Source organism: Lonepinella sp. BR2271, assembly GCF_051851515.1.
In the GTDB taxonomy this organism is placed as follows: Bacteria; Pseudomonadota; Gammaproteobacteria; order Enterobacterales; family Pasteurellaceae; genus Lonepinella.
In genome coordinates this window covers 22,825-45,479 of sequence record NZ_JBPDVF010000005.1, presented here as the reverse complement: position 1 = coordinate 45,479, position 22,655 = coordinate 22,825, and the positions used below count along the sequence as shown (strand labels likewise).

Genomic DNA, 22,655 nt, shown 5'->3' with positions numbered 1-22,655 from the left:
CCCTTATTTCGTACCCGAAAATGCACCTTGCATATAAAGTGAACCGTCAGTTTTATAACCTTCCCAAGTACCTACCACTTCTTCGGCTTGGCTACCTGCGAACTGTCCTTGGTAAGTACCTTGTACAATATCGTATGGCACACCACTACTAGTTCTTGGTACCAACGTACCTTGTTGTGTATCCAATGTTACATTAGTCTCTGAAGCACTACTTGCACTTAAAGATGTTGAATGGTCAGGTGTCAACATATAAGCTGTACCAGAAAAACCGACATTACCATGAATAACATCAACCGTAGTATCTTCAAATTTCACCAAGTTTATAACGTGTCTTGTGGCATTTTGATTTTGCGGACGATAAACCGAACCTGAAACCACGCCATCATTCACATTTAACACCAATTGGTCGGTACGGATTCGAGCAGAAGAACCATCATAATACGAGGCTTTACCTGTATAACGTGCATTAACCACTTGGGCTTTGTCTGTTGTTTTATTTGCAGAATCTACTAAGCTAACAAAGGAATTGACCGTAACTCCATTTAACTCACTTTCTTCACGCAAGACGGCATAACCTGAATAGGCATTACTTACATGTACGATAATAGAACCTGTGGTTGTGCCTGTATTGGCAACAAATTGTTGAGTGTTGGTATCATATAGATAGGTTGTGCCAGTGTAACTTGTACCCGTACCACAAGCAGAGCTATTGCCTGAACAATTGCCTAATCCAGTTGTAGCATTGACCGTACCAATAGATGTACCATTCGTCCCCATGGTTTTAATTTGAGCGAGTAATTTATCACGCATTTCTTCGGTCTTGTATAGTTGAGCGACTGAACCTGTGGCACTTAGGGTGGTGGTGTAATCCTTAAACAACACAGGATCAACCCACACCTGACGGGTTTCTTGCTCCGTATCCAAAGCAGTATTGAGTGCATCTAAACGAGCTTGTGCCGTTTCTAAATCTTTTTTCGCTTGCTCTGCGGCGGCTTGTACATCAGGTGTCGCCGTTGTGCCACTGGCTAAATAATCGCTAACCACCGCGTAATTTTCTTGTGCGGTAGCCAGTGCCGCTTGAGCCGCGACAATATCATCATACAAAGCGTTCATTTCAGCCACGGCTTCAGTGTTAGTCGAGGCATTTTTCGCTTCCGTGGCATTAGTTTCACCACTGTCTAAGCTATCGCCTGCGGTGTTTAAAGCGGTATTAACTTTGGTGAAATAATCATCAATATTTGCACCAATTTCTTGCAAGGCGATGCCTTTATACACATCGTCTAAGTCAGTGGTTAAACCCGCAAAAGTGGTTTGGTAACCGCTTAATTTATTGCGGGCAGTTTGCACATCGCTCACAATCGTATTAGATAAAGCCGCAGCGGAACTTAAATTGGTATTATAAATATCCGAATTTAATGATTTATTTGCCGCAGTTAAAAGCATTTGGGCTTCTTTATAACTGGCGAGTGCTTGCTCATAATAGTCTTTTTGATCCGACAAATCGGTAGCGTTTTCAGCAAGGCTTAAATAGTTTTGTGCTTCTTGTAATTTCGTTTCAGCTTTGTTTAATGCCTCAGTTCCTGTAGCAAGTGCAATTTGCACGGAGTTTAAACGATTTTCTTGTACACTAATGCCATCCACAGAGTTTGAGCCAGACGAGCAAGCGGTTAAACCACTCGCCATGCCTATAGCCAATAAAACTGCGGTGGAAATTTTGCTTATTTTTTGCATAATAAAATGTTCCTTTGGGTTAAAAAATCTTCTCAAATATCAGCATCAACCCCTTATCGGAGTAGCTGTATAAATTTTCGTAATTACTACGTTGTTTTTTCCAACGGTAATTTACTTTCGGGGTAATGCCCCAAATGTGCCAATCACGTTTCCATAATGTGGCATTAATTTGGTAAATTTCATCTTGGCGACGATAGTCAAAGTTGAAACTACCAAAGTTAATATTGTCTTTATAGCGTCTATCAGAAGCGGAAAAACTAAGACGTGATGAAAGTCCCCAACCCCATTCTTGTCCCCAGCCGATACGGGCGGTGCGTAAGTCATAGTTATTGTTTTTGGTTTGCGTGGTTTCACGGTTAAAGTCGACCCCTGCATAGAAATATTGCGCAGGTGTACGCCGCCATAATAGGGTGGTGGAGAACAATTTTGTGTTTCCGTCAAGGGTGGCATTGCGGCCATAATAACGATTGCGGTTAAACTCTAAGGCAGAGGAAATTTGCCAACTTGGATTGAGCCAATGGCTTAATTCTAAGCGCCCTCCTTGCCCACGTTTATATCTATGATCCGCATACCATTGGCGTTCATAAAATGGCAAGAATGAAATTTGCCCTTTTTGATGTTTGTAGCGATAGCCCAAATAGGTACGGTTATACATTTCATCATAATCATGGGCGTCCCAATAACTGCGTCCAAAGAAATTATTTTCAACGTGCAAGTAGTGTGCATTGACAAGGTTGAAGTCACGCTCAATGCCCAAGCCATAGGCTATGCCATTGGCAGAGCGAGGCAACATGCTAGGATCTTTTTCAAAGAGATTATCACCGATTAAATAACGATCAGATGATGCATTGTTGACGTTGTCGGTGTGCAAATAGTTGGCTGAAAAGCTCCATGACCAGCTATCACGTTTATCCAAGGCGTCTTTATAGGCTTGCACCAATCCACGAATATCCGTCGGCAAGGCGGGATCCACTAAGGCTTTTTCAAATTGATCTTGGGCGGCGCGATCTTGTTGGGTGTTAAACAAGGAAATCGCCAATTGAATCCGCACTGGCGTTAAATCTGGGCGTTTTGCGATAATTTGACGATAGCGATCAATGGCGAGGCGGTGATTACCGGTGAGTTTAGCAATTTGTGCTTCGGCAAATAAAACCAAAATCGGATCTTGTTGCGGAAAAGTGCGGTAGATTTTGAGCAAGTTTTCAATATGCGCCAATTGCCCTGAATTGATGGCAAGGTTAAGCAATTGTTCGGTGGCAGAAAAATTCTGCGCTAATTGCTGTTCATCATACACATATTGGAACGCGGTGCGAGGAAAATCCGCCAGTTTTTTCGGTTGCTGTTTCGATTCAGCAATTGGAACAATTTTTTCAGGAATAGAGGCATCCGCAGGCAAAATCGGCTCATTAGCTGCTAATGAGGAATAACTGTAAGTTATTCCTATCAATGCCTGAAGATAAAAAGAAAACGGTTTTTTTACGCTGAACATGATTTATACAAAATGAAAAAAAAGTGGACGGATTTTAACCTATTTTAGGTAGCGTGTAAATAATAATCGTTATTAATTTGATTATTTTTTGTGTTTGCTAGCGTTTATTAAATATGCGATAAAAATAAAGTGGGCAGATCTATTATTGTGTTCCTTTTATATTTTTGCTTTTTCTGTTTATTTCCAGAATATTTCGCTATAATGTTGCATATTTTAATTCATCACATCATCAACATGAAACTGCAAGCCAATAATAAAGTCTTAGATTTATCCCAACCGCAAATTATGGGCATTTTAAATTTCACCCCAGATTCTTTTTCCGATAGCGGTCAATTTTTTCAATTAGACAAAGCCTTATTTCAAGTAGAAAAAATGCTCAACGCGGGGGCAACTATCATTGACATTGGCGGTGAATCCACTCGCCCTCACGCTGAAGAAGTTTCCGAACAAGAAGAGTTGGCACGCGTTGTGCCATTGGTAGAGGCTGTACGAAAACGTTTTGATTGCTGGATTTCGGTCGATACCTCAAAAGCCGTTGTGATGCAAGAAAGCGCTAAGGTGGGGATGGATATGATTAATGATATTCGTGCTTTACAGGAACCGAATGCTTTAGATACGGCGATAAAATTGGGTTTGCCCACTTGCCTTATGCACATGCAAGGCCAACCTCGCACCATGCAAGCTAATCCACATTATGAAAATGTGGTGGAAGATGTGCTAAAATTCCTACAAAATCGCACCGCAGTTTTTTTGCAACAAGGTGGAAAGCCAGAAAATGTGATTTGGGATCCCGGCTTTGGATTTGGTAAAACGGTGCAACATAATTTTAAATTATTGCAACAGTTGGCTATTTTTGCTGTACAAGGTTACCCCGTATTGGCAGGGCTTTCAAGAAAATCCATGTTAGGGGCCGTGTTGGATAAACCCGTAGAAAAAAGATTAATTGGCAGTGTCACAGGCGCATTATTAGCTGCCCAAAATGGTGCAACGATTTTGCGAGTGCATGATGTAGAAGAAACTGCTGATGTGTTGAAGATTTGGCGGGCTATGATGAATGGGTAAACCCTCACCCTAGCCCTCTCCCAGAGGGAGAGGGGACTGTTTTTTTGCGGTAATGACGACGGGGGTCCCGTCTTTGTCGCCTGAAAATAATTCAATTTTTAGGAAAATAGCAAATGGGTAAACCCTCACCCTAGCCCTCTCCCAGAGGGAGAGGGGATTATTTTTTTGCGGTAATGACGACAGGGGGCCCCGTCTTTGCCGCCTGAAAATAGTTAAATTTGTAGGAAAAGTTGTACTGTTTGAGCGTAGCGAGTTTACAACTTTTCCGTTAAGCAAATTTAACTATTTTCAGGAAACAAGGCAAAATCGGGGTCGCCTTTCTTTTGCTTACTTTTCTTTGGCGAAGCAAAGAAAAGTAAGTCGCCAACGGCGAAACCCGTTGTTACCACAAGTAAAGAAAAGTAAAGAACGTGGCGAAACCCGATTAAAAAATTGTAATTAAAACAGAAACAACAAATTTAAACAAAAAGGAAACAAAATGTCAGAACGTAAATATTTCGGCACAGACGGCGTCCGCGGCAAAGTCGGCACTTTCCCCATCACCCCCGACTTCGCCCTAAAACTCGGTTGGGCCGCAGGAAAAGTACTTGCCACACAAGGCTCGAAAAAGGTATTAATCGGAAAAGATACCCGAATTTCAGGCTATATGTTGGAATCTGCCTTAGAGGCTGGGTTAACCGCAGCAGGTTTATCGGCTGTCTTTGTCGGCCCAATGCCAACGCCTGCTGTCGCCTACTTAACTCGCACTTTCCGTGCAGAGGCGGGCGTGGTAATTTCAGCCTCTCATAATCCTTATGATGATAACGGCATTAAATTCTTCTCCGCCCAAGGCACAAAATTACCAGATGAAGTAGAAGAATCCATTGAAAGCATGTTAGATCAACCCATGGACTGCGTGGCGTCCGCAGAATTAGGTAAGGCCAGTCGTATTAATGATGCGGCGGGACGTTATATTGAATTTTGTAAAGGCACTTTCCCGACAGAATTGAGTTTAGAGGGGTATAAAATTGTGGTGGATTGTGCCAATGGCGCCACTTATCATATTGCCCCAAGCGTTATGCGAGAGTTGGGAGCGGAGGTCATTGAAATTGGTACCGACCCAGATGGCCTGAATATTAATGAAAAATGTGGTGCCACTGATATTAAAGCCTTGCAAGCGAAAGTATTGGAAGTGGGGGCGGATGTCGGTTTGGCTTATGACGGCGACGGTGACCGCATTATGATGGTGGATCATTTAGGTAACAAAGTAGACGGTGACCAAATTCTTTATATTATTGCCCGTGAGGCTTTGCGTGCTGGCAACCTGAAAGGTGGGGTAGTGGGCACATTAATGAGCAATATGAGCTTAGAAATTGCCTTAAAACAATTAGGCGTGCCGTTCTTACGTGCCAATGTGGGTGACCGTTATGTACTAGAAAAAATGCAAGAAAATAATTGGAAATTTGGCGGTGAAAATTCAGGGCATATTATTATTGCCGATAAAAATACGACTGGTGACGGTATTATTGCCTCATTGGCTGTATTAACCGCCATGGTACAACATAAATTGAGCCTAAATGAACTGGTCTCCGCCGTGCCATTGTTTCCACAAGTGTTAATTAATGTACGTTTTGCAGGCGGCGCCAACCCATTAGAAAGTGACGCAGTCAAAGCGATTGCCGCAGACGTAGAAAAACGTTTAACCGGTAAAGGGCGGATTTTATTGCGTAAATCAGGCACAGAGCCATTGATCCGTGTGATGGTAGAATGCCAAGACGGCGCACTCGCTCAACAATGTGCAGAAGAAATTGCCAATGCGGTGAAAGCGTCGTAATTCAAAACTGCGGTGAAAAAAGTCGGGATTTTCCCGACTTTTGTTTTTGAATTGCAACATAATAGATTATTTTATTCCATACGTTTAAGTCGCTAGGAGATTTTTCACCGATTTCCGCACCACCAATTCAGGATAAATTTCAATCACTTCTTTCTCATGATTCTTATGATGAATTCGTTCAAAGAGTAATTTTAAGGCTTGCTCACCCAAACGTGCTTTGGATTGATGAATCGTCGTCAGCGGCGGGGCGTAAAAGCGAGAAGAATGAATATTATCATAGCCAATAATCGAAATATCATCTGGTACACGTAAGCCTTTTTCGGTAATCGCAGAAATGGCACCTAAGGCCATGACATCATTACAACAGAACACCGCTGTGGGTAATTCCTGTTGATCTAAGATTTTGTTCATACATTCATAGCCATCTTCAGGTTCAAAAAAGCCCTCTTGAATCCAGTTTGGATTGGTTGTTAATCCCGCCTCATGAATGGCTTTTTCAAAACCTTGAAAACGAGTTTTTGCCGTGGTTTTACTGAGTTCACCGGAAATAATGCCGATTTTTTGATGGCCATTTTCGATTAAATATTGGGTGGCTAAATAACCGCCTTGAAAACTGTTGTCCAAAATCATATCGCTTTGACTATGTTGAATACCCCATTCCATCACCACCATGGGTAATCCTTTGAAACTATTGAATAAATCAATACTTTCCTGATGATATTCTGCACACATGATTAACACGCCATCCACCCGTTTTTTGGCGAGCATGTCTAAATGATTTTTGATTTTTTCCGCATCATTTTGTGTATTACATAAAAATAATGAGTAACCTTGACGATAACAATGGTTTTCGACGGCATGAATAATTTCCGCAAAATAAGGTGCCTCACTGGTCGTCACGATCATACCAATGGATTTCGTGGTATTGATTTTTAAGCTACGCGCCACGGCACTGGGGGAATAATGCAGTTGCTGAATAGCGTCCAATACCGCCTTTTTGGTATCTTCTGCCACATGCCTTGTGTTATTGATGACATGAGAAACGGTTGTGGTGGAAACGCCCGCCATTTTCGCCACGTCTTTAATGGTTGCCATAGTTATCTCCTAATAATTTATCCTATTATAAAGTGAAAACCACAAAAAATGTATGAAAAAATAAATTAAACTGATAGAATAAAAAGCGGATTAGATAATTCATTTTAAATGACAATAACAGGAGAAAAACATGAGTGATTTTGGTTATGCAATGGTGATGGTTGTCCTTTCATTAGGTATCGTGGTGGGATTAAGTGCCGCTATTTTCTAACATAACAGATGAAAAAATAACTCACGTACTGTTTTCAGTTCGTGAGTTATTTTTTTATTAGAGGCGTTGAATTAACGCATGTAAATAACCTTGTTTTTGACTTAATTCCGCATAAGTGCCTTGTTCTACAATTTCCGCATTATCAATCACCACAATATTGTTGAACTGCTCAATCGCTGTTAAACGGTGTGTCACCATAATTAAGGTCTTGTGTTGGCAATGTTGCAAGATCAAGGCTAACATTTGACGTTCGGTTTCTCGGTCTAAGCCCTCAGTGGGTTCATCTAACAATAAAATCGGTGCGTCATTGAGTAAAATCCGTGCTAAGCCTAAACGACGTTGTTCTCCGCCAGAAAGTGGACGTCCGCCGTCGCCTAACCATTGATCTAAGCCTTGCTCTGTCAATGTTTGTAAGCCGACTTGATTTAATACGGTCAGCATTTTTTCATCAGAAAGTGGGGTAGCCGTCGCAAATTGCAAATTGTTACGCAAACTGTCACTAAACACATGAACTCGTTGGGTTAAAAAGCCAATGTGTTGGCGTAAAGTGGTTTCAGTATAAGCAGAAATCCGTTTATTAGCGAACAGAATTTCCCCTAATATGGGATCATAATTGCGGACTAACAGTTGTAATAGTGTGGATTTTCCACTACCAGTTTTGCCTAAAATGGCCACTTTTTGATTCGGTTTAATGTGTAAATTCACTTGTTTTAAGGCAATATCTTGCCGTTCAGGATAGTCAAAACTGACCTGTTTTAGATCAAATAAAACATCACCAAAATTCACCGCAGTTTCTGTCCCATTAAATTCCACCAGCGGCGGTTGATCAATTATTTCACTGACACGTTCCGCAGAGGCGATCACCTGACCAATATGTAAAAAAGCAGACCCCAAAGGCATAAGAATTTCAAACGACGCCAAGGCTGACAGCGTAAACAAACCAATAAATGCCAGACGATATTCTTCAATCGCAAATTCAATATTGGCGGAAATCCATAAGGTCAACACCACTAATAAGCCATTGGCAAACATTAAAACGGCGGTGGAAAATCCGGATAAATTACTTTCACGTTGTTGATAATTTTGCCATTGTTGTTCTGTTTGATTTAATTTTTGTTGCAGATTATCTTGTGCATTAAATAGCAATAATTCTGCTTGAGCTTGGATAAATTCCACAAATTGCATACGATATAGCGAGCGAGATTGTGTCAGTTTTGCACCAAACGTTAAACCTAAAAAATAAAATACCGTTGGAATAATCAGTAATAAAATCAACAGGATTGCACCAATTAATAAGGCGAGTGAAAGATTAAATAAACTCAGTGCCAATGTCATCATGCCAATTACGGTAACGGCACTGATGAAAGGGGCAATTAAGCGTAAATACAGGCTATCGAGCGTATCCACATCTGCCACTAAACGGTTAAGCAAGTCGCTGTTGCGATAACGATTTAATACCGCAGGGGAGAGCGGAATAATCTTGCTGAATACCTGAACACGCAATTTCGCCAAAATACGAAAAGTAGCGTCATGCGTGACAATTTTTTCCGCATAACGCATGGCGGTACGACCAATGGCCAAACCACGCACACTTGATGAGGGATAAAAATAGTTAAATAATGCACCGGCTCCAGCAATGGCTGTGGCGGATAAAAACCAACCTGATAAGGTAAGCAAGCCAATACTGCTGGCAAGTCCCCCAATCATTAATACCACGCCTAAAAACAGGGGGAATTTTGCTTGTTTAAATAAGGATAAAAAAGGAAGTAATGAACGCATATTTTCTCTCTTATTGTACGTCCTGATGACGTTGTGCCAAAAGTTCAGCAAAATAACCTTGCTGTTGCAACTGTTCAAAATGTCCTTGTTGCACAAGTTGCCCCTGTTGCATCACCAAAATTTGATCACATTGTTTTAAATCTTCAATGCGGTGGGTAATCATCAAAGTGGTCTGGTTTTGGCTAATTTGATATAACGCTGTCAGCACCTGATTTTCAGATTTTGCATCTAAGCTCGCAGTCGGTTCATCTAATAACAACAAATTACCTTGACGCAATAAGGCTCGAGCAATGGCCAAGCGTTGAGCTTGTCCTACGGATACGCCGACGCCACCGTCTTTAATTTCTGCATTTAAGCCAATGTGATCGGTAAATTCTTTGGCATTGGCTTGGCTTAAAGCGAGATCAATTTGTTCGTCCGTGGCTTGAATATCACCAAGTAACAGATTTTGTTTAATCGTTCCTTGCAATAACAACGGATTTTGCCCTACCCATGCAATTTGTTTTCGCCATTGGGTAAGATCGGCTTGATTGAGTTCTATGCCATTAATTTTTAGGCTACCTTGATAAGGCAAGAAACCGAGTAATACATTGATTAATGAGGTTTTTCCTGCACCGCTTTGTCCCACCAACGCTGTATTAGATTGTTTAGCTAAGTGAAAATTAAGCGGTTGGGTGAGTGCTTTGCCCTGCGGTGACAAGACCACCAAATTTTCTGCCACAATTTCCACCGCACGTTGATTGGGAATTTGTTGATCGTGGTCAGGTTGTACCGTTTGATAGTCGGTTTCAATAAATTCTGCAATCGCATCCGCTGCCCCAATAGCGGCGGCTCGATCGTGATAATACACACCAAGATCACGTAACGGTTGATAAAATTCAGGGGCGAGAATTAAACAGAAAAAGCCTGCAAATAGGGTAATGCCAGTGTTATCACTAAAACTGCCAAAATCAATTTGGCCAAGATAACTAAAACCAAAATAAACCGCCACAATGGCAATAGACACCGAGGTAAAAAATTCTAACACCGCAGACGATAAAAAGGCCATTTTTAATACATCCATGGTGCTAATGCGATAATCTTCAGTGGATGTTTCAATATGTGCGGTTTGTTCTTCGGCACGATTAAACAGACGTAGGGTTTCTAATCCACGTAAACGGTCGAGAAATTGTCCGCTTAATTTCGCTAAAATCGCCATATTTTGCTGATTCTTATCCGACGCTGCCAAACCGACTAAAATCATAAAAACAGGAATAAGGGGAGCAGTGAATAATAAAATCAAACCAGCCACCCAGTTAAGCGGAAAAACAGCAATTAAAATAATCACCGGAACAATTGCCGACAGCATTTGTTGGGGCAGATAGCGTGAATAAAAATTATGCAGATTTTCCACCTGTTCCAACATTAAACTGGCCCAACTGCCCGCCGGTTTACCTTGAATGGTCGCCGGTCCAACCGCATGAATTTTATCTAAAATTTGTTGGCGGATAATATTGCGTAATTTTTGACCGCAGTTAAAGCCGATTTTTTCACGCAGATATAAAATCAATGCACGTAAAGCAAAACCGATAACTAAGCCGACAAAATAAGGAAGTAATTCACTGCGTGGTGTTTGTTGGATAATAAAATGATGTAAAAGACTTGCCAGCAACCAAGTTTGTCCAACCAAAATTAAAGAAGATAAAGTCGCTAAGCCAACATTTAGGCTTAATAATTTCTTTATCGGTTTTTGCTGTTCTCGCAACCATTTAAACAAATATTTTTGACGTTGTTTTTCCATTTTTTATAAAATTTTAGGGGCGAACCTTAACAAATACAGGTTCGCCCAAAATCACTCCAAAGATAAATATCCGCTAGATCCTAGCTGAAAAAATTAAGCTAACGCATCTAAAAAACGTTCTGCATCTAAGGCAGCCATACAACCTGTACCCGCCGACGTAATGGCTTGACGATAATTATGATCCATCACATCACCGGCCGCAAAAACACCTTCTACGCTAGTGGCTGTGGCATTGCCGTCTAATCCCGATTTCACCACAATATAGCCATTATTGAGTTCCAATTGTCCTTGGAAAATATCGGTATTGGGTGCATGCCCAATCGCCACAAAGACCCCATCAACTTTTAATTCTTCGGTGTTATCCGATTGCGTATCTTTCAAGCGTACGCCGGTTACGCCCATATTATCGCCTAACACTTCGTCTAAAGTGCGGTGCGTTTGGAGAATAATTTTACCTTCTTCCACTTTTTTGTATAAACGGTCGATTAAGATTTTTTCCGCACGGAAACTATCACGGCGGTGAATTAAATGCACTTCACTGGCAATATTGGCTAAATACAAGGCTTCTTCCACTGCCGTATTGCCCCCACCAATCACGGCAACCGGTTTGTTACGATAGAAAAAACCGTCACAAGTGGCACAAGCGGATACGCCACGGCCTTTGAAAGTGTCTTCTGATGGTAAGCCTAAATAACGAGCAGATGCCCCTGTCGCAATAATCAAGGCATCACAAGAAAAGGTTTGCACATCGCCATACAGTTTAAATGGACGGCTAGATAAATCCACTTTACCAATATGATCAAACACAATCTCGGTATCAAATTTTTCCGCATGTTGTAGCATGCGTTGCATTAATTCCGGCCCAGTAGTATCGCCAAAATCTCCCGGCCAGTTTTCAATTTCAGTGGTAGTGGTAAGTTGTCCACCTTGTTGTAAACCGGTCACTAAAACCGGTTTTAAATTTGCCCGAGCCGCATAAATGGCTGCGGTGTAACCGGCAGGTCCGGAGCCTAAAATTAATAATTTGCTGTGTTTAATGTCTGACATAAAAATTCCTTGTTAATCATAACTTTTGTTTATTATAACCAAATTTGTGCTAATACAATAGTGAATAAACCTGTCTGCGGTATTTATTCGCCAGCGGATCTGTGCCAAGTGCCGCCACAATTTCCAAAAATTGCTTTTTCACTTCGCCATTTTCCGCATTGAGATCTTGACGTAAAATGCTAAACAGTAATTCTAACGCTTGTTCATCTCGGTTAGCTTGATGAAGTTGTACGGCTAACTTTAATGCAATATTAGGGCGTGGATTATTGGCATAATCTGCTTGTAATTGCTGGATTTCTGGCGTGTCGGCGGCTTTGATTAATAGCTCAATTTGGGCGACTAACCCATGCCAACGGCTATCTCGATCCTGCAGTGGAATTTTATTTAAAATTTCCTGTGCCGGTTCGGTTTTTTTCATCGCAATATAGGTTTCTGCATAGAGTAGTGCAATATCGCTGTTTTTTTGCTCCGAAGCCAACCATGCTTCTTTTAACAATGGCAAGGCCGCATCATAGTTTTCCGCCTGTAAAAAATCCAAGGCTAAATTGAATTTAATTTCTTCTTCTTTGGGTAAAATCAAGGCTAAATGCTGTTCAAGTTGATCTTCTGGTAACGCCGTTTGAAAAGCATCTACCGCCTGAGCCTCTTTAAATAAATACGTGGTTGGCAAGGCTTGAATACCAAATTGCATCACGATTTGTTGTTGAGTTTCACAGTTGACTTTCGCCAGCAAAAATTGCCCTTGATATTTGTCCGCATAACGTTCCAAAACCGCGGTGAAATTAAGCGAAGTTTCGTGACTTGGGGCATAAAATACCACCACCAAGGGGGTTTGTTGTGAACGTTGCAATGTTTCCGTGAGATTTTGTTCATTAATTTCAATAATATAGTCTTGCATGTAATTTCTCTTCAAAAGGGGTTATAAAAAATGCCACGATAAATTGGACACTAAACGGCAAGCGTCACATTTAAAATAAAATACGTCAGCAACAGGTTTTGCCAACGCCCAATCGCCGCCACAACAAGGGCAACGGCGTTTTTGTTCTGTTTCCAAATTTTCACCGCCGATACGGTACAGATAATAATAGGTTGGCACGCCTGATATTTGTTCTACTTCCTGACATAACGCTCGTCCATGTTTACTTAATGTGCTGTTAAAATCAGAAATTTCAAGCAGTGCAGATTTTTCCAACACCGACCCATTCATTTGCAACTGATCGCAAGCCTGCCAATCTTCTAGCCATTTGATTAAATCTAGGCTTAAGTGCGGTTGGTTTTGTGCCAGTTTATACAATGGAATAGGAGCGAGATTATCACCGTTCACCACAGGCGAACTGGAGCGTAAATAGGTGGTGTAAAGCACTTGCCATGTGGGATCACTTTGATTGGTTTGATCGGACATCAAATCATCCGCCACAATCTGAAAACTCTGCAAAAACACACCGCACTTTTCCAAATTTTCAAGGCAACGATTGACTTCCGCATTGTTGTGTTCTGGTAAAAGACTATGTTGTTCAGGGCAAATCACCTTGATCCCAAAGCCTTGTTGATTTTCTTGTTCCGCTTGAAACACAGGAATTTCACGCCCGAGAATTTGGCCGTTATACCGCCATTCATCAATGAGTTCACCGAGCATAATAAATTGCTGTTGATGTCGTTCGGGGTGTTTGTTTTGTAAAAAGATGTCGATAAGGTACATTTTTTGCTAAAAATTGAATTAAAATAGCGGTTATGTTACCTTAATTTGAGATTGAGATCGAGAACAACAGTCCCTATAATAAGTTATGTTGATAACGATTAGGTAAACTAAAATGAAACCGTCAGAAATTTTAAATCAAAACAGAACCAAAATAAGACAAATTTTTGCCACATATCCCAAATTGCAAAATTTAAGGGTATTTGGTTCTGTTGCTCGTGGTGAAGATACCGAAAATAGTGATATTGATTTTTTGGTGACCGTTTTACCTGGCTCCAGTTTGTTTGATATTGGCGGATTATGCACGGATTTGCAAGACGTGTTCGGAGATAATTTTGATTTAATGGAAGAAAGCAGCTTGCCATTGAAATTTAAAGAAAATGTGTTGAAAGAGGCAGTTGTTGTATGAATAGATTATTGAGCTATATAGACGATTTGCAACGCTATGCAGAAGAAGCGTTGTCGTTTATTCAAGGAATGGATAAAGTCGCCTTTCTAAACGATCGCAAAACCCAACAGGCTGTGACGCTTAATTTAATCACGTTAGGCGAGATTAGCACGACATTAAAACAAAAAGAACCTGATTTTCTGTTACAGGCTGATTTTGTTCCTTGGAAAGATATTGCAGGTATGCGACATCGATTAGTCCATGGGTATAATGAAGTTGATCCTTTGTTAGTTTGGACGACGTTAAATGAGCAGGTGCCTGAATTACTTAAGAAAATTCCAAACTTAATAGCGATAGCGAAGAAATATTAAAATGTACGAACAAACCAAACAATATCTGCGAAACCTACAAAAAATCCTGCAAGAACTTGACCTATGGCAAACCGTGCCACCGTCTGAACAAGCCTTTGCAAGTACACAGCCTTTTGCCATTGATTATCTGCAAGCTCACGAATGGTTGCAGTGGATTTTTATTCCGAGAATGTGGGCGTTGTTAGACAGTGGAGCGGTGTTGCCGAGCAAAATAGCCATTTCACCTTATGTGGAAGAAGCATTGAAAGAGCAAGAGCGGTTAGGCGAATTGTTAAGACCGATCATTGAAATTGAAAAGCTGTTAAGCCAATGCTAGAAATTTTATATCAAGATCAATATATCGTGGCAGTGAACAAACCTGCAGGCATGTTGGTACATCGCAGTTGGTTAGACAGGCATGAAACGCAGTTTGTCATGCAGACGTTGCGAGATCAAATTGGTCAGCATGTTTTTCCGATTCATCGTTTGGATCGTCCTACTTCGGGTGTGTTGTTATTTGCGTTAAATAGCGAAATGGCGAATTTGATGTGTCAGCAGTTTGAAAGTAAAACCGTACAGAAAAGCTATTTAGCGGTGGTGCGTGGTTATTTAACAGGGGAAGAACGCATTGATTATCCATTGAAAATTCAATTAGATAAAATTGCGGATAAATTTGCTCAAGAGAATAAAGAGCCACAATCGGCCATCACCGATTACCAAGGTTTAAAAACGGTAGAAATGCCTTATGCCGTCGGGAAATATCCAACGGCACGTTATTCTTTGGTTCGTTTAACCCCACAAACAGGGCGAAAACATCAGCTTCGCCGTCATATGAAACATATTTTTCACCCGATTTTAGGCGATACCCAATATGGCGATTTACACCAAAATCGGGCGTTAGCGGAAAAAACAGGCGTAAATCGATTGATGTTACATGCCGAAAAACTTGAATTTCGTCACCCTGTCACAAATGAGCAAATTCAGGTAACAGCAGGGTTAGATGAAAAATGGATAACTTTATTTGAAATCTTTAACTGGTAAATAGAGGAAAAAATATGAAACTTTATGTGTTTGATCACTGCCCTTATTGTGTACGGGCGAGAATGATTTTTGGCTTGAAAAAGCAAGACGTTGAATTGGTTTATATTCAAAATGATGATGAAACCACGCCAGTGGGGTTAATTGGTAAAAAAGCCGTGCCGATTTTGCAAAAAGAGGACGGTTCTGCCATGCCAGAAAGTTTAGATATTGTGCGTTATGTAGATGATAATTATGGCGAAAAATTGCTGTCTGATGTGGTTCGCCCTGAATTGGAAACGGCAATCAAGCAAATTGGCAGTTATTATAATCACTTGCTATTACCTCGTTTTGTGCAGTTGGGTTTGCCTGAATATGAAACGCAAGGTGCATTAGATTATTTTATCAATAAAAAGACGGCTTTTATTGGTGATTTTGCCGAAAATCTTGCACAATCGGCGCAATATATTGCGGAATTGCAACAAGATTTACTTACTCTTGAAACCTTGGTTCTGGCGGAAGATAAAGCCAATGGTCAGCAATTATCTATTGAAGATATTATGCTTTTCCCAATGTTGCGGAATTTAACGTGCGTGAAAGGGTTAGTGTTGCCTCAAGGTTTGCAAAATTATGTGCAAACTATGGCGAAATTAAGCAATATTGAGCTTTATTCCGATAAAGCGATTTAAAAAAATTCCCTGAAAAAACACCGCACTTTTTGATTTTTTTCATAAAGTGCGGTGTTTTTTTATCCAATTTTTTTACAAAATTAATTCCAAAAACCGTTTTGTCAATTCCACATAATGTCCTCTAAATCGGTGGCTAAAATTAAGTAAATAATAAAGCTGATAAATCGGTTTGCGTTCAATATAATCTTCCGCCAACGGATAAGTGCGGTGATAATTTTCATAAAATTCATCAGGAAATGGCTCAAACAGTTCAGTAAAGGCTAAATCACATTCACGGTCGCCCCAATAGCAAGCAGGGTCGTAGCTGTAAATTTTGCCGTTAAATGCACCGCAATTTTCAATCCATAAGTTACCGTGTAACAAAGACGGTGTAGGTTTATGTTTGGCAAGTCGTGCTGCCACCACGGCAACAATTTCTTCAATATTACCGAAATTGATTCCCTGTTCTTTACAGATTTGTAATTGCCACCCAATACGTTGGTCGGCAAAAAACGTCGCCCAATTAGTTCGCCATTCATTCGGTTGATAGACCGAACCGAGCCAAGTGTCAAAATCCAAGCCGTAACTTTCTGACCCCTTGATGTTATGCAAATTCGCCAGCGCTACGCCAAATTGGGCAAATTGTTCAGGCGTTGGCGTGTCTAATTGCAAGGCCTCCAACAACAAAAAACTGTGATTTTGCGAACAACCTACGCCATAAACTTTCGGTAAATCAATGGTGCGAGTTTTGCTTAATAACTCAATTTGATCGGCCTCCGCTCGAAACATAGAACGGTAGGTTTTATCGTTAGTTTTGGCAAAAACAGGTTGTATGCCATCATCAATTAACCAAGATTCGTGCATTTCGCCCGTGTGTACTTTGTCTTTTTCTTTGATGGAATAATAGGCACCAAATTGATCCGCCAATACTTGAGAAACTGATTTCCACATGTTCGCCCCCTTATACAGCTTAACACTCATGTCATCATAAACCAATTTTTCACAATAATCTGTGAGCTAGGTCAAATTTTTGAAAAAATTATGCGAAAAAACACCGCATTTTTAAGGACACATTCACAAAAAATGCCAGTGTAGGCTGGCATTTTTCTGTTTTCCCTTTGCTTTAGTTTTTGTTTGTTTCGCTTTCTTCGTTGCTTTCTTCTTGCTCTTTTTTAGTTGTGCTGAGCTTAGAGAGGTCCTTGGCAAGTTCGCCAATGTCGCTCTCTTTGGCTTTTTGAGTGAGATTAGTGAGGGTGTCGTTGAGTTCATTGACAAGCTCATCATTGGTGTCACTTTCAGGCAAACCTGGCACGAAATAGAGATTTCGGAAGGAATTGATGAATATAAAAATCAGAATAGATAAGAACCAAATTCCTTGATATCCTGTTATTAGCAATAATGGGTAAAGCATAACGTAAAGAAATAGATAAACAGTCGGTGTTTTTAATTTCGTATTCCATGAAAGATGTATTTTAATTAACTCAATAAAATAGAGTAATAATATGTTAGTAAATAATAAAAAAATAATAAGCAATATATTTATATCACGCTCTCTAAAAAAGTATAAAGAAAATAGTAAGGCTAAAATAAGAGATTTAGGGAGCTTGTTTGTTATTGTTTTGGGTGACCAAAAGCTACGATCTATTTTATTGGATTTTATTATTAATAATGACATTAATATAATGCCCAAAGAACCAACAAAAATAGATTCACCAATATCAAATATTAGGTTATAAATTGAGTATTTCCATGAGGTTAATAAATGAATTATTGCAAGATAAGTAAAAAATAGCAATATATTTTCAATCTTTTTATCTTTTGTTTTTTCCTCCAATACAGAAAATAAAGCGGATAATTTAGATGTTTTATTGCTAATTTTATCTTTTGTATAATGGGATATTGTTGTCTTTTGCAATAGGTTGTTCCAAAAGGTTTTTTCTGATGAATGAATAAAACTCATAAGATATAAAAAAGGTAGGAAAATGAAAAGGTATTTATAACAATATTGATTAAGGAATAACACAAAACATAATATAAAAAAACTATATTTTATACCGTCATTCGCTTTTTCCACATCTAGAAAACGTCTGTAAGTCGCTATTAAAAATAACACAAAAAATACCATAAAAAAGATACTAGGTAAATTTGCTAGTGGGTTGTGAGCAATAGAATAGATGTTGGTCATTGTCCAAATGCTACCCCAACCATCAGTTCCACTGGTTCCGTATGAATGGGTACTGTAATTAGTAAAAATTGGAATAATAAAGGTTTGGATAACTAACATGGAAACGGATAAAATCAACAGCATTACTGAGGCAACACGGTATTCTTTTATCCCCATCGGGGTGTTGAATTTAAAAGGTTGACTAATTAGATAAGATAACCAACGCTTTGTTTGTTTGTTTGTTTGTTTGTTTGTTTGTTTGTTTGTTTGTTTGTTTGTTTGTTTGTTTTGCCATAGTATTGATCCTTCAGATGACAGGGAGGTGACGGAATTATACAACGGGATTTTTTCACCGTCTAGGGTAACGAAATAAAATCCTTATGGGAAATTTGAAAAAAATTATGCTAAAATACACCGCACTTTTTGGCTATGCAATGTAGGTGTAGCACAAAGTGCGGTGCTTTTTATGCACTTTTTTATTTTAACTCAACTTAAATTTAACAAGTAACCTTTCGTATGGGTTACCACTGTAAACAAGGATACAACATGCCTATTATTACTTTACCCGACGGTTCACAACGTCAATTCGATCACCCTGTTTCTGTTTTAGAAGTTGCCCAAAATATCGGGGCGGGCTTGGCGAAAGCCACCATTGCAGGGCGGGTCAACGGTGAGCGTAAAGATGCTTGCGATGTGATTTCAGAAGATAGCCAATTAGAAATTATCACTGCCAAAGACGAAGATGGTTTGGAAATTATCCGCCATTCCACCGCACATTTATTGGGACATGCCATTAAACAATTATTCCCTGATGTGAAAATGGCGATTGGTCCGACCATTGAAAACGGCTTTTATTATGATGTGGATTTAGATCGTTCTTTAACCCAAGAAGATATTGATGCGTTGGAAAAACGCATGCTTGAATTAGCCAAAACCAATTATGACGTGGTGAAAAAGCCCGTTTCGTGGCAGGAAGCACGGGATACCTTTGAGCAACGTGGTGAGCCGTACAAAATGGCGATTTTAGATGAAAATATTGAACGCACGGCAACGCCTGCTTTATATCATCACCAAGAATATATTGACATGTGCCGTGGGCCGCATGTGCCGAATATGCGTTTTTGCCAACACTTTAAATTAATGAAAGTGGCAGGGGCGTACTGGCGTGGCGACAGTAAAAATAAAATGTTACAACGGATTTATGGCACGGCGTGGGCGGATAAAAAGCAATTAACCGAGCATTTAACTCGCCTTGAAGAAGCGGCTAAACGGGATCACCGCCGTATTGGTAAAGCCTTAGATTTATACCATATGCAAGAAGAAGCCCCTGGTTTGGTGTTCTGGCATAATGACGGCTGGACGATTTTCCGTGAATTGGAAACCTTTGTGCGTACCAAATTAAAAGAGTACGATTACCAAGAAGTCAAAGGGCCGTTTATGATGGACAGAGTGCTTTGGGAGCGTACAGGTCACTGGCAAAACTACGGCGATTTAATGTTCACGACGCAATCAGAAAACCGTGAATATGCCATTAAACCCATGAACTGCCCAGGACATGTGCAGATTTTCAACCAAGGTTTGAAATCTTACCGTGATTTGCCGATTCGTATGGCGGAATTTGGTTCGTGCCACCGTAATGAGCCGTCTGGTTCGTTACACGGTTTAATGCGTGTGCGTGGTTTTACCCAAGATGATGCGCATATTTTCTGTACGGAAGAACAAATTGAAAGCGAAGTCACCAGCTGTATCAAAATGGTGTACGACATTTACAGCACCTTTGGCTTCACCAATATCGCTGTGAAATTGTCTACCCGTCCAGAAAGCCGTATCGGTTCCGATGAAATGTGGGATCGTGCCGAAGAGGGCTTAGCCAATGCGTTACGTCACAATGGTCTTGAATATGAAATTCAAGAGGGTGAGGGTGCATTCTACGGCCCGAAAATCGAATTTGCCTTGCGTGACTGCCTGGGTCGTGAATGGCAATGCGGCACGATTCAGTTAGACTTCGCTTTACCGGGTCGCTTAAATGCGTCTTATGTCGCCGAAGACAACGACCGCCGCACGCCAGTGATGATTCACCGTGCGATTTTAGGTTCAATTGAACGCTTTATCGGTATTATCACCGAAGAATATGCAGGTTTCTTCCCTGCGTGGTTAGCCCCAGTGCAAGCGGTCGTGATGAACATCACTGACAGCCAAGCGGACTACGTTCAAGCCGTCACCAAAAAACTTTCGGACGCAGGTTTACGTGTGAAATCGGATTTACGTAACGAAAAAGTCGGTTTCAAAATCCGCGAACACACCTTACGCCGTGTACCTTATATGCTGGTTTGTGGTGATAAAGAAATTGCTGAAAACAAAATTGCGGTGAGAACGCGCAAAGGGGCGGATTTAGGCACTTATGATGTGGATGAATTTGTGGAAATTTTGAAAGCACAAGTGAGAGTACGTGAGTTGAAATTACTTGGAGAAGAGTAGTTTTTAGTCATATTATATAACTATCTGTCATGAAAATGGCAGATAGTAAATAAGTGAAATTGGTGTTTACACAAAAAATGCCAGAGTAACATCATTATCTTTAGCGTTGAATTGATAAATCTCAACAAGTTTAGAATTCTCTTTATCCCATATAGCTTATTTAAGTTGGATTGCTTGACCCAGGTGATTTTATTTTCTTTATCCAGTTCCCCTCAATTTACAAAAGCTGTATAATAAACCATTCTTTTATCACGAGAACCCTTTATGAAATTTATCTCTTTTAATATCAACGGATTACGAGCAAGACCACATCAGCTAGAAGCGATTATTGAAAAACATCAGCCTGATGTGTTGGGGTTGCAAGAAATTAAAGTGGCAGATGAACAATTTCCCTATGAACTGGTGGCGCATTTGGGCTACCATGTTTTTCATCACGGACAAAAAGGGCATTATGGTGTCGCTCTCCTATGTAAACAATCTCCGGTAGCTGTTCGAAAAGGCTTTCCAACTGATCAAGAAGATGCTCAAAAACGCATTATTATGGCAGATTTAGACACGCCCTTTGGTTTATTAACGGTGATTAATGGTTATTTTCCGCAAGGGGAGTGCCGTGATCATGAAACCAAATTCCCTGCGAAACAAAAATTCTATGCGGATCTGCAAAATTATGTGGAAAATCAGCATAATAAAGCCAATCCTCTTGTGATTATGGGCGATATGAATATTAGTCCGACGGATTTGGATATTGGTATTGGCGAAGAAAATCGTAAACGGTGGTTGCGTACGGGCAAATGTTCGTTTTTACCTGAAGAAAGAGAATGGTATCAACGTCTGTATGATTATGGGTTGCGAGATACGTTCCGTCAGCTAAATCCAACGGTGAACGATCAATTTTCGTGGTTTGATTATCGCTCCAAAGGTTTTGATGAGAACCGTGGCTTGCGGATCGATCATATTTTAGCGAATCAAGCCTTGGTGGAAAAATGTGTCAATGTGGGGATTGATTGGGAGATTCGGGGCATGGAAAAACCTTCCGATCATGCACCGATTTGGGCGGAATTTAACTAATGTCAGCGATACATTTTCATCAGGATATTGATGATCAGCATTGGCAGAATTATCGCACATGGTTTGGTGAGCATGTGGCGGTGGTCTCAGTGAACACCGCTGTGTTGGCCTCTTTTTCAGAGGCGCGTCCGATAAATATTGCACAAATTAGCCGACATTATGAAAGCGATCAGAATGGTTTGCCAAGTGAACCTCATTATCATGATATGTTTCGCCAGATTTTGCATACAATTACGCAACTTTGTGCATTGCCAGATGTGTTTTATGCGGGGCATATTTTGTCCAACGGTAAAGCGCAGCAATTTTTCTATTTTAATGATGAAATTAGCTTGTTGGAAACCTTAGGGCAACTCACTTATGACGCCCTTGATATTCAGCAAGATCCTCAGTGGGATACTTATTTTGAATTTTTATTGCCGTCATCCTTGGAAAGTAAAATGATGTTGACGGAGGAAATGTTAGATACGCTTAGCGAAAGTGGAGTGGATTTGTCTATTTCACAACGGATTGAACATAACTTTCATTTTGATGAAAAAGAGGATATTGAGCAATTTATTGAAAAATGTAGTCTGTCACAAGTCCCCTTTGAACGGATTAAATATACCGAGCGCGCGGTGAAAGTGGAGGATGAACAGTGGGTTTATTTAGTGAAAGTCGAGCAAGAGATGGCTTTAGATACGCAAGCGATTTTTTCCCAAGTGGAGCAATTCGAACTGTTGGCAGAGGAATTTTCGGCCCGTTATTTAGGTTGGGAATGCAGTGATTTAGGTCAACAAGGCTATTACGTTAATTAATACCTCTAGGCATAATTACCTATGC

At 40.3% G+C, this 22,655-nt stretch carries 20 protein-coding genes; 10 read left to right on the top strand and 10 right to left on the bottom strand.

Features of this window, described 5'->3' with window-relative positions:
- Nucleotides 1–3: 3 nt before the first annotated feature.
- A complete protein-coding gene (locus ACTG7X_RS05610; RefSeq protein ID WP_439257567.1) occupies nucleotides 4–1,731 on the bottom strand; it encodes a hypothetical protein in 1,728 nt (575 codons plus the stop codon).
- Nucleotides 1,732–1,750: 19 nt separating this feature from the next.
- Nucleotides 1,751–3,220 (bottom strand): surface lipoprotein assembly modifier, encoded by a 1,470-nt coding sequence (locus ACTG7X_RS05605; RefSeq protein ID WP_439257566.1) that lies wholly within the window; start codon nucleotides 3,218–3,220, stop codon nucleotides 1,751–1,753.
- Between the two features lie 234 nt (nucleotides 3,221–3,454).
- Between ACTG7X_RS05605 and folP the strand changes: the two genes are divergently transcribed.
- Nucleotides 3,455–4,282 (top strand): dihydropteroate synthase, encoded by an 828-nt coding sequence (gene folP, locus ACTG7X_RS05600; RefSeq protein WP_439257648.1) that lies wholly within the window; start codon nucleotides 3,455–3,457, stop codon nucleotides 4,280–4,282.
- 478 nt (nucleotides 4,283–4,760) lie between these two features.
- Nucleotides 4,761–6,095 carry a phosphoglucosamine mutase gene (gene glmM, locus ACTG7X_RS05595; protein WP_439257565.1) on the top strand — a complete coding sequence of 445 codons (1,335 nt, stop codon included), beginning with the start codon at nucleotides 4,761–4,763 and terminating at the stop codon, nucleotides 6,093–6,095.
- Nucleotides 6,096–6,179: 84 nt separating this feature from the next.
- Here glmM and purR read toward each other — a convergent pair whose 3' ends face one another.
- The 6 genes from purR to ACTG7X_RS05565 form a co-directional block, all read right to left on the bottom strand.
- Nucleotides 6,180–7,190, bottom strand: a complete 1,011-nt coding sequence (purR, locus tag ACTG7X_RS05590) for an HTH-type transcriptional repressor PurR (protein ID WP_439257564.1) — start codon at nucleotides 7,188–7,190, stop codon at nucleotides 6,180–6,182.
- Nucleotides 7,191–7,458: 268 nt separating this feature from the next.
- On the bottom strand, nucleotides 7,459–9,180 hold the full coding sequence (gene cydC, locus ACTG7X_RS05585; protein WP_439257563.1) for a heme ABC transporter ATP-binding protein/permease CydC: 1,722 nt from the start codon (nucleotides 9,178–9,180) through the stop codon (nucleotides 7,459–7,461).
- A gap of 10 nt (nucleotides 9,181–9,190) precedes the next feature.
- Entirely contained in the window at nucleotides 9,191–10,960 is a 1,770-nt protein-coding gene (cydD, locus tag ACTG7X_RS05580; RefSeq protein ID WP_439257562.1) for a heme ABC transporter permease/ATP-binding protein CydD, read from the bottom strand.
- Nucleotides 10,961–11,053: 93 nt separating this feature from the next.
- Nucleotides 11,054–12,007: a thioredoxin-disulfide reductase gene (gene trxB / locus ACTG7X_RS05575; RefSeq protein WP_439257561.1), complete on the bottom strand. Its 954-nt coding sequence runs from the start codon at nucleotides 12,005–12,007 to the stop codon at nucleotides 11,054–11,056.
- 49 nt (nucleotides 12,008–12,056) lie between these two features.
- On the bottom strand, nucleotides 12,057–12,905 hold the full coding sequence (locus tag ACTG7X_RS05570) for a co-chaperone YbbN (RefSeq protein ID WP_439257560.1): 849 nt from the start codon (nucleotides 12,903–12,905) through the stop codon (nucleotides 12,057–12,059).
- Between the two features lie 21 nt (nucleotides 12,906–12,926).
- Complete coding sequence (locus ACTG7X_RS05565) at nucleotides 12,927–13,706, bottom strand: Zn-ribbon-containing protein (protein WP_439257559.1); 780 nt, start codon at nucleotides 13,704–13,706, stop codon at nucleotides 12,927–12,929.
- A gap of 112 nt (nucleotides 13,707–13,818) precedes the next feature.
- Here ACTG7X_RS05565 and ACTG7X_RS05560 point away from each other — a divergent pair, with 112 nt between their 5' ends.
- The 5 genes from ACTG7X_RS05560 to grxB are packed head-to-tail and all read left to right on the top strand — an operon-like array spanning nucleotide 13,819 to nucleotide 16,147.
- Entirely contained in the window at nucleotides 13,819–14,112 is a 294-nt protein-coding gene (locus ACTG7X_RS05560; protein ID WP_439257558.1) for a nucleotidyltransferase family protein, read from the top strand.
- Nucleotides 14,109–14,462, top strand: coding sequence for a HepT-like ribonuclease domain-containing protein (locus tag ACTG7X_RS05555; RefSeq protein WP_439257557.1), 354 nt, complete (start codon nucleotides 14,109–14,111; stop codon nucleotides 14,460–14,462). Before ACTG7X_RS05560 ends, ACTG7X_RS05555 begins: the two co-directional genes overlap by 4 nt.
- A 1-nt stretch (nucleotide 14,463) precedes the next feature.
- A complete protein-coding gene (locus ACTG7X_RS05550) occupies nucleotides 14,464–14,778 on the top strand; it encodes a YqcC family protein (RefSeq protein WP_439257556.1) in 315 nt (104 codons plus the stop codon).
- Nucleotides 14,772–15,482, top strand: coding sequence for a tRNA pseudouridine(65) synthase TruC (truC, locus tag ACTG7X_RS05545; RefSeq protein WP_439257555.1), 711 nt, complete (start codon nucleotides 14,772–14,774; stop codon nucleotides 15,480–15,482). Before ACTG7X_RS05550 ends, truC begins: the two co-directional genes overlap by 7 nt.
- A 14-nt stretch (nucleotides 15,483–15,496) precedes the next feature.
- A complete protein-coding gene (gene grxB / locus ACTG7X_RS05540; protein ID WP_439257554.1) occupies nucleotides 15,497–16,147 on the top strand; it encodes a glutaredoxin 2 in 651 nt (216 codons plus the stop codon).
- A 72-nt stretch (nucleotides 16,148–16,219) separates the two neighbouring features.
- On the opposite strand, the gene ACTG7X_RS05535 is transcribed toward grxB, so the two are convergent.
- Entirely contained in the window at nucleotides 16,220–17,077 is an 858-nt protein-coding gene (locus ACTG7X_RS05535; RefSeq protein ID WP_439257553.1) for a fructosamine kinase family protein, read from the bottom strand.
- Between the two features lie 172 nt (nucleotides 17,078–17,249).
- On the bottom strand, nucleotides 17,250–18,629 hold the full coding sequence (locus ACTG7X_RS05530; protein ID WP_439257552.1) for a hypothetical protein: 1,380 nt from the start codon (nucleotides 18,627–18,629) through the stop codon (nucleotides 17,250–17,252).
- Between the two features lie 207 nt (nucleotides 18,630–18,836).
- On the opposite strand from ACTG7X_RS05530, the gene thrS reads away from it, so the two are divergent.
- The 3 genes from thrS to ACTG7X_RS05515 all read left to right on the top strand — a co-directional run bounded on the left by thrS (nucleotide 18,837) and on the right by ACTG7X_RS05515 (nucleotide 22,630).
- Entirely contained in the window at nucleotides 18,837–20,768 is a 1,932-nt protein-coding gene (gene thrS, locus ACTG7X_RS05525) for a threonine--tRNA ligase (RefSeq protein WP_439257551.1), read from the top strand.
- 264 nt (nucleotides 20,769–21,032) lie between these two features.
- Nucleotides 21,033–21,836: an exodeoxyribonuclease III gene (gene xthA, locus ACTG7X_RS05520; protein WP_439257550.1), complete on the top strand. Its 804-nt coding sequence runs from the start codon at nucleotides 21,033–21,035 to the stop codon at nucleotides 21,834–21,836.
- Nucleotides 21,836–22,630 (top strand): TIGR01619 family protein, encoded by a 795-nt coding sequence (locus ACTG7X_RS05515; protein WP_439257549.1) that lies wholly within the window; start codon nucleotides 21,836–21,838, stop codon nucleotides 22,628–22,630. The genes xthA and ACTG7X_RS05515 overlap by 1 nt, the downstream gene beginning before the upstream one ends.
- The last annotated feature ends 25 nt before the right edge of the window (nucleotides 22,631–22,655 follow it).

Bases quoted from the DNA above. Each gene is read 5' to 3' on its own strand.
- ACTG7X_RS05610 (WP_439257567.1), bottom strand. From the start codon at position 1,731: ATGCAAAAAATAAGCAAAATTTCCACCGCAGTTTTATTGGCTATAGGC.
- ACTG7X_RS05605 (WP_439257566.1), bottom strand. From the start codon at position 3,220: ATGTTCAGCGTAAAAAAACCGTTTTCTTTTTATCTTCAGGCATTGATA.
- folP (WP_439257648.1), top strand. From the start codon at position 3,455: ATGAAACTGCAAGCCAATAATAAAGTCTTAGATTTATCCCAACCGCAA.
- glmM (WP_439257565.1), top strand. From the start codon at position 4,761: ATGTCAGAACGTAAATATTTCGGCACAGACGGCGTCCGCGGCAAAGTC.
- purR (WP_439257564.1), bottom strand. From the start codon at position 7,190: ATGGCAACCATTAAAGACGTGGCGAAAATGGCGGGCGTTTCCACCACA.
- cydC (WP_439257563.1), bottom strand. From the start codon at position 9,180: ATGCGTTCATTACTTCCTTTTTTATCCTTATTTAAACAAGCAAAATTC.
- cydD (WP_439257562.1), bottom strand. From the start codon at position 10,960: ATGGAAAAACAACGTCAAAAATATTTGTTTAAATGGTTGCGAGAACAG.
- trxB (WP_439257561.1), bottom strand. From the start codon at position 12,007: ATGTCAGACATTAAACACAGCAAATTATTAATTTTAGGCTCCGGACCT.
- ACTG7X_RS05570 (WP_439257560.1), bottom strand. From the start codon at position 12,905: ATGCAAGACTATATTATTGAAATTAATGAACAAAATCTCACGGAAACA.
- ACTG7X_RS05565 (WP_439257559.1), bottom strand. From the start codon at position 13,706: ATGTACCTTATCGACATCTTTTTACAAAACAAACACCCCGAACGACAT.
- ACTG7X_RS05560 (WP_439257558.1), top strand. From the start codon at position 13,819: ATGAAACCGTCAGAAATTTTAAATCAAAACAGAACCAAAATAAGACAA.
- ACTG7X_RS05555 (WP_439257557.1), top strand. From the start codon at position 14,109: ATGAATAGATTATTGAGCTATATAGACGATTTGCAACGCTATGCAGAA.
- ACTG7X_RS05550 (WP_439257556.1), top strand. From the start codon at position 14,464: ATGTACGAACAAACCAAACAATATCTGCGAAACCTACAAAAAATCCTG.
- truC (WP_439257555.1), top strand. From the start codon at position 14,772: ATGCTAGAAATTTTATATCAAGATCAATATATCGTGGCAGTGAACAAA.
- grxB (WP_439257554.1), top strand. From the start codon at position 15,497: ATGAAACTTTATGTGTTTGATCACTGCCCTTATTGTGTACGGGCGAGA.
- ACTG7X_RS05535 (WP_439257553.1), bottom strand. From the start codon at position 17,077: ATGTGGAAATCAGTTTCTCAAGTATTGGCGGATCAATTTGGTGCCTAT.
- thrS (WP_439257551.1), top strand. From the start codon at position 18,837: ATGCCTATTATTACTTTACCCGACGGTTCACAACGTCAATTCGATCAC.
- xthA (WP_439257550.1), top strand. From the start codon at position 21,033: ATGAAATTTATCTCTTTTAATATCAACGGATTACGAGCAAGACCACAT.
- ACTG7X_RS05515 (WP_439257549.1), top strand. From the start codon at position 21,836: ATGTCAGCGATACATTTTCATCAGGATATTGATGATCAGCATTGGCAG.